General features: G+C 65.2%; 8 protein-coding genes. 6 read left to right on the top strand and 2 right to left on the bottom strand.

All coding sequences use genetic code 11. The annotated features are described in order from the left end of the window. Nucleotides 1-8: 8 nt before the first annotated feature. A complete protein-coding gene (locus tag AC50YA_RS21450; protein ID WP_494984202.1) occupies nt 9-1,376 on the bottom strand; it encodes an acetyl-CoA C-acetyltransferase in 1,368 nt (455 codons plus the stop codon). 61 nt (nt 1,377-1,437) lie between these two features. On the opposite strand from AC50YA_RS21450, the gene AC50YA_RS21455 reads away from it, so the two are divergent. Next, nucleotides 1,438-2,130, top strand: a complete 693-nt coding sequence (locus AC50YA_RS21455; RefSeq protein WP_494984203.1) for a TetR/AcrR family transcriptional regulator — start codon at nt 1,438-1,440, stop codon at nt 2,128-2,130. Between the two features lie 53 nt (nt 2,131-2,183). Then, entirely contained in the window at nt 2,184-4,346 is a 2,163-nt protein-coding gene (locus AC50YA_RS21460; protein ID WP_494984204.1) for an acyl-CoA dehydrogenase family protein, read from the top strand. Between the two features lie 100 nt (nt 4,347-4,446). Here the strand turns inward: AC50YA_RS21460 and glgA are convergent, their stop codons facing one another. Further along, nucleotides 4,447-5,655, bottom strand: coding sequence for a glycogen synthase (gene glgA / locus AC50YA_RS21465; RefSeq protein WP_494984205.1), 1,209 nt, complete (start codon nt 5,653-5,655; stop codon nt 4,447-4,449). A gap of 101 nt (nt 5,656-5,756) precedes the next feature. Between glgA and glgC the strand changes: the two genes are divergently transcribed. From glgC to AC50YA_RS21485, 4 genes are all read left to right on the top strand, one after another. After that, on the top strand, nt 5,757-7,166 hold the full coding sequence (gene glgC / locus AC50YA_RS21470) for a glucose-1-phosphate adenylyltransferase (protein ID WP_494984206.1): 1,410 nt from the start codon (nt 5,757-5,759) through the stop codon (nt 7,164-7,166). Between the two features lie 83 nt (nt 7,167-7,249). Further along, entirely contained in the window at nt 7,250-8,701 is a 1,452-nt protein-coding gene (locus AC50YA_RS21475) for an SDR family NAD(P)-dependent oxidoreductase (protein WP_494984207.1), read from the top strand. Nucleotides 8,702-8,775: 74 nt separating this feature from the next. Further along, the gene (locus AC50YA_RS21480; protein ID WP_494984210.1) at nt 8,776-9,258 is read left to right on the top strand and encodes a pyridoxamine 5'-phosphate oxidase family protein; all 483 of its coding nucleotides are present in this window, start codon (nt 8,776-8,778) and stop codon (nt 9,256-9,258) included. 101 nt (nt 9,259-9,359) lie between these two features. Next, nucleotides 9,360-9,636: transposase (locus AC50YA_RS21485; protein ID WP_494983988.1), on the top strand; the 277-nt coding region annotated here is incomplete at its 3' end.

The following is a 9,636-nucleotide window of genomic DNA, read 5'->3' on the forward strand; positions in this document are numbered from 1 at the left end:
CGGTGCCCCTAGAGTGCTTCGAGAATTGCGACGACGCCCTGGCCGCCGGCGGCGCAGATGGAAATGAGACCGCGTGCCGGCCTTCCGTCGACGGTGCCCTTGGCCTGCAGCATCTTGGCTAGCGAGGCGACGATGCGTCCGCCGGTGGCCGCGAACGGGTGGCCTGCGGCCAGGGAGGAGCCATTGACGTTCAGCTTGGTGCGGTCGATGCTGCCGAAGGCGCCATCGAGTCCCAGCCGGGTGCGGCCGAACTCCTCATCCTCCCAGGCGGCCAGTGTGCTCAGGACGGTGCCGGCGAACGCTTCATGGATCTCAAAATAGTCGAAGTCGTCCAGGGTCAGTCCGTTGCGGGCCAGCAGCCTCGGGACCGCGAACGCGGGGGCCATAAGCAGGCCGTCCTTGCCATGGACGAAGTCCACAGCGGCAGCTTCACCATCCACTACGGTGGCGAGCTTCGGCAGGTCATGGGCGTCAGCCCAGTTTTCGGATGCGAGCAGGACCGTGGATGCCCCGTCGGTCAGCGGCGTGGAGTTTCCCGCCGTCATGGTGGCCTCGGCGCCCAGGTTCTTTCCGAAGACGGGCTTGAGTGTTGCCAACTTCTCCAGCGTGGTGTCCGCCCTCAGGTTGGAGTCCTTGGCGAGGCCGCGGTACGGCGTCAGGAGGTCATCGAAGAAACCCGCGTCATAGGCGGCGGAAAGGTTGCGGTGGCTGTTGAAAGCCAGCTCATCCTGCGCCTCGCGCGAAATGTTCCACTGCGCGGTGGTCAGCGCCTGATGCTCACCCATGGACAGGCCCGTACGCGGCTCCCCCGTGCTCGGAGCATCGGGGGCCAGGTCCTTGGGACGCAGCCGGCTGAGCACCTGCAGGCGCTGGGGAAGGGTCTTGGCGCGGTTCAGGTCCAGGAGCACCTCGCGGAGGCCTTCACTGACAGCAATAGGGGCATCCGACGCCGAGTCCACACCGCCTGCGATCGCGGAATCGATCTGGCCCAGCTTGATCTTGTTGGCCAGGCCCAACACCGTTTCGAGGCCGGTGGCGCACGCCTGCTGAAGGTCATAGGCCGGGGTCTCCGCCGACAACGCTGAACCCAGGACTGCCTCGCGGGTGAGGTTGAAGTCCCGGGAGTGCTTGAGCACGGCTCCCGCCGCAACCTCGCCGATCCGCTCATCCTGGAGGCCAAACCTGGCGATAAGACCGTCCAGTGCGGCGGTGAGCATGTCCTGGTTGGAAGACTTCGTGTAGGCCCCGCCGGACCGGGCAAACGGGATCCGGTTTCCACCCACAATCACGGCCCGGCGGACTGGGCGCGCCGCGCCGGACATCGTGGGGCTGGCGAATTCGTGGGGTCCGGTGCCGGACTGTCCATTGACGGACATGGGTGACTCCTCTGATCTGCGACGGTTACCGATACCCAGCGTACCTGATACGCTGAGTATCGTGAACAACCTCCACTCAGAAGCCCCGACGCCGGCTGCCGGCGGAAATGCCGATGGCCGCTCGGCCCGCTGGCAGACCCACCGGGAGGAGCGACGCCGGGAGCTCATCAAGTCCGCACGGCGGGCTGTCCACGCGCTGGGCAGTGACGCCTCCATGGAGGAGATTGCCGCGGCTGCCGGAACTTCGAAGTCAGTCTTCTACCGCTATTTCGGCGACAAAGCCGGCCTGCAGCACGCCGTCGGGGAAGTTGTCCTGAGCCAGATGCAGCGCAAGATCCGCGAAGCGGCCCAGGGTGCCCAAACCCCCCGGGAGGGGCTGCTGGCCATGATCTCGGCCTATCTCCAGATGGCGGAAACCAGCCCCAACGTCTACAGCTTCGTCACCCGCTATGCACCGGTGGACGCGGACGGCCCCCATGGATCGGTGGCCATTTCAGGAGCCCTGGGCCATTTCTTCGATTCCATCGCGGAGATGATCGCCGCACCGATGCGGACCCACCTCGGCGATGGCAAGGAAGCGGTGATCGGGTACTGGCCCACGGCGGCCATCGGCCTGGTCCGAAATGCCGGCGAGCAATGGCTCAGCACACCTGATTCGGCGGCGAAGCCGGACCAGGAAGCCATGGCCCGCCAAATCACGGCCTGGTTATGCGTGGGAATCGCCCCCGAGCTTAACCCTGCCAGCGCGCCATGATTCCGCCCAAAGAACCTCACACCCTCCTGTCAGAACCAACGAAGGACATTGACATGACCGAAGTAGTGGACCGTCCCACCGGCCCGGACGCCGCCGTAACGAATACAGCCGTAACCAACACAGCCGTAACGAACGCAGCCGTAACCGGCCCCACCGCCGGCCAGGGAACGGCGGCGCAGCCCGCCGTCGACGTTGCAGCGCTCGGCGAGCAGCTCCTGGGCAAGTGGGCGGAATCCCGCAGGCAGTCGCGCGTGCTGGCCGGAGACCCTGCGTTGCACAAGATCGAAGGACTGACGCACACCGAACACCGGTCACGGGCGTTCGGCCAGTTGAAGTTCCTGGTGGACCACAACGCTGTGCAGCGGGCCTTCCCGGCGGCACTGGGCGGTGCGGATGATCACGGCGGCAACGTGGCCAGGTTCGAGGAGCTGGTCACCGCCGACCCGTCCCTGCAGATCAAGGCCGGTGTCCAGTGGGGCCTCTTTGGCTCGGCCGTGATGCACCTCGGCACGCAGGAGCACCACAACAAATGGCTGCCGGGCATCATGAGCCTGGAGATCCCCGGCTGCTTTGCCATGACGGAGACCGGCCACGGTTCCGATGTGGCCAGCATCGCCACCACGGCGACGTACAACGCCGAAACCCAGGAATTTGTGGTCCACACACCGTTCCGTGCTGCGTGGAAGGACTACATTGGCAACGCAGCCATCGACGGCCTCGCCGCTGTTGTCTTCGCCCAGCTGGTGACCAACGGCGTTAATCATGGTGTGCACGCCTTCTACGTTGACCTCCGGGACCCCGAAACAAAGGAGTTCCTGCCCGGGATCGGTGGCGAGGACGACGGCGTCAAGGGCGGCCTCAACGGGATCGACAACGGCCGGCTGCATTTCGACAACGTCCGCATCCCCCGCACGAACCTCCTGAACCGCTACGGCGATGTGGCACCCGACGGGACCTACACGTCGTCCATTGCCAGCCCCGGCCGCCGCTTTTTCACCATGCTGGGAACCCTCGTCCAGGGCCGCGTGTCCCTGGACGGCGCCGCCGTGGCGGCGTCGAAGGTTGCCCTGACAGCAGCCATCCGCTACGCCACCGAACGCCGCCAGTTCAATGCGTCGTCCCACACGGACGAAGAGGTCCTCCTGGACTACCAGCGCCACCAGCGGCGCTTGTTTACCCGGCTGGCCACGACGTATGCCGCGGGCTTCGCGCACGAGCAGCTCCTCCAGAAGTTCGACGACGTCTTTTCCGGCGCCCACGATACCGATGAGGACCGGCAGGACCTGGAGACACTCGCCGCAGCCCTGAAGCCGCTGAGCACCTGGCATGCCTTGGATACGCTGCAGGAATGCCGTGAGGCGTGCGGTGGCGCCGGCTTCCTGATCGAAAACCGTTTCGCCTCCCTCCGCGCGGACCTGGACGTCTACGTCACCTTTGAGGGCGACAACACGGTCCTGCTCCAGCTTGTGGCCAAGCGCCTCCTGGCCGACTATGCCAAGGAGTTCAGGAATGTCGATTTCGGCGTGCTGGCACGCTACGTGGTGGCCCAGGCAACGGGCGCGGCGATCCACCGCACCGGCCTGCGGCAGGTGGCGCAGTTTGTCGCCGATACCGGATCTGTCCAGAAGGCTGCTATTGCGCTCCGGGACGAGGAAGGCCAGCGCGCCCTCCTGACGGACCGCGTCCAGACCATGGTGGCTGACGTTGGGGCGGCCCTGAAAGGCGCCAATAAGCTGCCCGTCGAAAAGGGAGCGGCACTCTTCAACCAGCACCAGAACGAGCTGATCGATGCCGCCCAGGCGCACGCCGAGCTCCTGCAATGGGAGGCGTTCACGGAAGCGCTGGAAGATGTCACGGACCCCGGCACCAAGCGGGTCCTGACATGGCTGCGCGACCTTTTCGGCCTGTCGCTGATCGAAAAGAACCTGTCGTGGTACCTCATGAACGGCCGGCTCTCCATGCAGCGGGCACGCACTGTGGGTGATTACATCAACCGGCTCCTGGTCAAGATCAGGCCGCACGCGCTGGACCTTGTGGACGCCTTCGGGTACGGCGACGAGCACGTGCGCGCCGCCATCGCCACCGGTGCCGAGAAGGCCCGGCAGGACGAGGCCCGCGCGCACGTCAGGGCGCAGCGGGCCAGCGGCAACGCACCCGTCGACGAAAAGGTGCTGCTGGCGCGCACCTCAGCCGGTGGCCGCAGCCAGCGGAACTGACTGCCCGCTCCGCGTTGCATTCGCGGGTAGCGCACGACGGCGCCGCTCCCCCTCGGTGGGGAGCGGCGCCGTCGTGCGTTGTTGGTCAGTAGTGCTGTTGTTACTGCTGTCCGTCAGGAAGCACTGAGCGGTAGACCTCAAGGGTGGTCTCGGTGATGGATTCCCAGGAGAAGTGCTCCTCCGCGCGGCGGCGGCCGGCCTGGCCCATGGCACGTGCCCGTTCGGGATCGGACACCACCTCCGTCAGTGCGGCGGCAAATTCCGTCACGAACTTCTCCGGATCCAGCGGTGTGCCGGTGCCGTCGGTGACCTGCTCAAGAGCCACCAAAAGCCCCGTGTGGCCGTGCTGGACCACCTCAGGAATGCCGCCCGTAGCGCTGGCCACAACAGCAGCACCGCAGGCCATTGCCTCGAGGTTGACGATGCCCAGCGGTTCGTAGATGGACGGGCAGGCGAACGCCGTGGCGTGGCTGAGGACCTGGATGAGTTCGTTCCGCGGCAGCATCCGTTCGATCAGGACGACGCCGGTCCGCTGGCTCTGCAGCTCCTCGATCAGGCGTACAGTGTCTGCGGCGAGCTCGGGGGTATCCGCCGCCCCAAGGCACAGCACGAGCTGCACGTCGGCCGGAAGCTTGGCGGCGGCACGCAGCAGGTACGGCACACCCTTCTGGCGCGTGTTGCGTCCGACAAACACCACGCTGGGCTTGTCCGGGTCAATGCCCAGGGCGCGGACGACATCCTGGTTTTCGTCGCGCTGCCACAGTTCGACGTCGATGCCGTTGTGGACCACCCGGACTTTGGCAGGGTCAACATCGGGGTAGCTGCGGAGGATGTCCTGGCGCATGCCTTCGGAAACGGCGATGATCGCCGCTGCCGCCTCGTACGCGGTTTTCTCCACCCAGGAGGACAACGCGTAGCCGCCGCCAAGCTGCTCAGCCTTCCACGGCCTCAAGGGCTCCAGGCTGTGGGCGCTCAAGACGTGCGGGATGCCGTGGAGCAGCGACGCCAGATGGCCGGCCATGTTCGCATACCAGGTGTGCGAATGGACCAGATCGGCCCCGGCGACGTCCGGGACGATGCGCAGGTCCACCCCGAGCGTCTGGACGGCGGCGTTGGCCGAGCCCAGGTCTTCGGGAACGGAATAGGAGGTCACCCCGGCACCGTGGTAATCGGCGTCGCGGGGGGCCCCGAAGGCACGAACCTGCAGGTCAACATGCTTGCTAAGCACCCTGCTCAATTCGGCCACGTGGACTCCGGCGCCTCCGTAGATCTCGGGCGGGAACTCTTTAGTCACAATGTCTATTCGCACGTTACCCAAGGTAGTCGTTCCGCACTATCTGTTCTAGTGTGAAGGAGTCCGGGCATGCCGGACTGTTTGGGGAGTTACGAAGGCGTACAGGAGCGACCACCATGCCGTTGAACAAAAGAGTCCTGGCCATTGTCCTCGCGGGCGGCGAGGGAAACCGGCTGATGCCATTGACGGCAGACCGGGCGAAACCTGCCGTGCCTTTTGCCGGCAGTTACCGGCTGATCGACTTTGCGCTGTCCAACCTGGTGAATTCACGCTACTTGCAGATTGTGGTGCTGACCCAGTACAAGTCCCACAGCCTTGACCGCCATATTTCCGAGACCTGGCGGATGTCAACGCAGCTGGGCAACTATGTGGCGTCCGTGCCGGCGCAGCAGCGCGTCGGCAAGAGCTGGTTCCTCGGCAGCGCCAACGCCATCTACCAGTCCCTGAACCTGATCCATGACGCCAATCCCGACATCGTCGTTGTGGTTGGTGCGGACCACGTGTACCGCATGGACTTCGCCCAGATGGTGGAGCAGCATGTGCTCAGCGGAGCCAAGGCCACTGTGGCCGCCGTGCGCCAGCCGTTGAGCATGGCCAACCAGTTCGGTGTGATCGAGGTGGACCAGGAGGACCCGCAGAAGATCGCCGCATTTGTGGAGAAGCCCGCCACAACTCCCGGCCTGGCCGCTGATCCCACGCAGTTCCTGGCTTCCATGGGCAATTACGTTTTCGATGCTGACGCGTTGGTGGATGCGCTCCACGTCGACGCCGAACGGCTCGATACCAAGCACGACATGGGCGGGGACATCATCCCCTACTTCGTCAGCCAGGGTGAGGCGGGAGTCTATGACTTCACCCTCAACGACATTCCCGGGTCCACGGAACGCGACCGGACCTACTGGCGCGACGTCGGCACCATTGATTCGTTCTACGACGCCCATATTGACCTCATCTCGCCGTTGCCTGTGTTCAACCTCTACAACTCTGAATGGCCCATCTACACGCGCCAGAGCATCTCCCCGCCCGCCAAGTTCGTCCGCGGGGAACGCGACACCGTGGGCACGGCCCTGGACTCCATCGTGTCCAACGGCGTGGTGGTCTCCGGCGGTGTGGTGGAAGGATCAGTCCTCTCCAACGACGTTTTTGTGGGGAACGGCAGCAGGGTCATCGACTCGGTCCTGATGGACAAGGTGAACATCGGCGAAGGCGCGGTGGTCAACCGTGCCATCCTGGACAAAAACGTGAAGGTCCCGGCCGGCGCCGCGATTGGCCTGGACCACGAACTGGACCGCGCCCGCGGGTTCAAGGTGACGGAATCCGGTATTACGGTGCTTGCCAAGGGCCAGCTGGTGCCTGAGCCCGGGGACGAGGAACGGGCGCTCGCCGCCAGAAACCTCCACCTGGTACCGGATGCCGTCAAGGCAGCCACGGCCAACTACCCCGAAATCCGCGAATCAGTGGAGCAGGTCGCTGCCGTCCACGCCCAATCAGCCTCGCAGGCCGCAGCCGGCAGCCGCCGCGCCTAGGCGCGGGACGGGCAGGCCCGGCAGGACAGCAAACCGCTGGACGCTGTCAGGCCGGATCTTCCCCAGGCTGTAAAATCGGTACAATGAGCTCCCCCGATCTGACGCCTGAGGAAATCCAGGCCTGCCTCAAGGTTTTGAACACCATCCACGTCTATGACGAGGAACACCCTGACTATGTCTCGGTGCGCCGTGCCACCGGGAAGATGTTCAAGGCCGTGAAGCGTCACCGCCGCGTGACCAAGCGGGACCTGATCTCCGAAGCCGACCGGGCCGTCATCGCCCAGACCGCTACGGCAGCACCGGACCGGATCGACGACGAGACCCGCGGCAACAAGCTGGAGACGTCGGCGACGGGCAAGGTGGCGGGGCACCTGATCCGTTCCCGGCCCTGCTACATCTGCAAGAAGCACTACACGCAGGTGGACGCTTTTTATCATCAGCTCTGCCCGGAATGCGCCGCCTTCAGCCACAGCAAGCGGGATGCCCGCACCGACCTGACAGGCCGGCGTGCGCTGCTCACCGGCGGGCGCGCCAAAATCGGCATGTACATCGCGCTGCGTTTGCTCCGGGACGGCGCCCACACCACCATCACCACCCGGTTCCCCAAAGACGCGGCGCGCCGGTTCGCGGCAATGGAGGACAGCGGCGACTGGCTGCACCGGCTCCGGATTGTGGGCATCGACCTGCGCGACCCGTCACAGGTCATGGCCCTGACGGATTCGCTCAACGCCGCGGGCCCCCTGGACATCATCATCAACAACGCCGCCCAGACCGTGCGGCGATCCGGCAACGCCTACAAGCCCCTGGTGGACGCCGAGGACGAGCCGTTGCCCGCCGCGCTGGAGCCGGCCAACGGCGGACCGGAACTGGTGACGTTCGGCCACGCCCACGACAAACACCCCCTCGCCCTGGCGAGCAGTGTCACCGATCACCCGGTGTTGGCCGGTGACGCCATCACGTCACTGGCGCTCTCCACCGGTTCGGCCTCGCTGGAGCGGATCGCCGCCGGTACAGCGATCGACGCCGGCGGGCTCGTCCCGGACCTGGCCGACATCAACAGCTGGACCCAGGTGGTGGACGAGGTTGACCCCCTGGAAATGCTCGAAGTGCAGCTCTGCAACGTCACGGCCCCGTTCCTGCTCGTCAGCAGGCTCCGGGATGCCATGAAACGCTCCACGGCGCACCGGAAGTACATTGTCAACGTCTCCGCCATGGAAGGCCAGTTCTCGCGGGCCTACAAGGGCCCCGGACATCCGCACACCAACATGGCCAAGGCAGCCCTGAACATGATGACCCGGACCAGTGCCCAGGAAATGCTGGACGCTGACGGGATCCTGATGACCGCGGTGGACACCGGCTGGATTACCGACGAACGCCCGCACTTCACCAAGGTCCGGCTTATGGAGGAGGGCTTCCACGCGCCCCTGGACCTGGTGGACGGTGCCGCCCGCGTCTACGATCCGATCGTGATGGGCGAAAACGGCGAGGACCAGTACGGGGTCTTCCTTAAGGACTACAAGCCCAGCCCCTGGTAGAAGGACACTGTCCTGGCCGGGGTGTAGGGCGTAGGCTCGGCGGCATGAGCAGCGAAGCAACGTCCAGCGATCCAATGTCCAGCGAGTCCAACTCCAGCGAGTCAACGTCCCAGGTCCAGAACCTGGAACACCACGAGTGCTGGGCCCTGTTGCGGACGGTCTCCGTAGGCAGGCTGGCCGTCCTGGCGGACGGCCAGCCTGATATCTTCCCCATCAACTACACGGTGGATGGCGGAACGTTAGTGTTCCGCACCGGCGCTGGAACCAAGCTGGCCGCCGCCTCAGGGGGTGCCGCTGTGGCACTGGAGGCCGACGGCGTGGATGCCGTCAGTGGTCTGGCCTGGAGCGTGGTGGTCAAGGGGCAGGCGAAGGCCATTGCAGGAACCGAGGGCATCCTGGACTCCGCGGCCCTGTACCTCTTCCCATGGCAGGCCGGGAAGAAGGACACGTTTGTCCGGGTGAGCCCGGGAACTGTGACCGGACGCCGGTTCAAAGTCACCGCGCCCATGACCTGGTGGACCCAGCTCAGCGGAGCAGCCAAAGCAACCCCCGAGTAGCCCCGGGCTGGACGACCTACCCTCCCCTCACGCTAGTAGTACTTAGTTAGGTCCGGCGTGGCGGCTTTTAATCCCTGATCGATCCTGTTAATTTTCGAGGCATGAAACCCGATGAGCTTGCCGAGACCAGGACTGAGTTGGAAGCGTTCGTGGCGGATGTGTTCGCCTCCCTTCCACGGGCGGATCAGCGAAACAAGGGGAACCTGTACTTACACGGTCTGATGCTGGACGGCCGGCGGAAATCCATGCAGCCGATGGGCGGCCGGCTAGGGATTGATTACCAGCAGTTGCAGCAGTTCGTCTCGTCCTCACCGTGGAAGCCCGAGCCGGTACGCCGGGTCCTGGTGCGCAAAGCCGTCGAAGTGATCGGCCCCGACG

The organism is Pseudarthrobacter sp. RHLT3-21 (genome assembly GCF_059383495.1).

Excerpts from the sequence above, each read along its gene's own strand:
- AC50YA_RS21450 (WP_494984202.1), bottom strand. The coding sequence starts at position 1,376 with ATGTCCGTCAATGGACAGTCCGGCACCGGACCCCACGAATTCGCCAGC.
- AC50YA_RS21460 (WP_494984204.1), top strand. The coding sequence starts at position 2,184 with ATGACCGAAGTAGTGGACCGTCCCACCGGCCCGGACGCCGCCGTAACG.
- glgC (WP_494984206.1), top strand. The coding sequence starts at position 5,757 with ATGCCGTTGAACAAAAGAGTCCTGGCCATTGTCCTCGCGGGCGGCGAG.
- AC50YA_RS21475 (WP_494984207.1), top strand. The coding sequence starts at position 7,250 with ATGAGCTCCCCCGATCTGACGCCTGAGGAAATCCAGGCCTGCCTCAAG.
- AC50YA_RS21480 (WP_494984210.1), top strand. The coding sequence starts at position 8,776 with ATGTCCAGCGAGTCCAACTCCAGCGAGTCAACGTCCCAGGTCCAGAAC.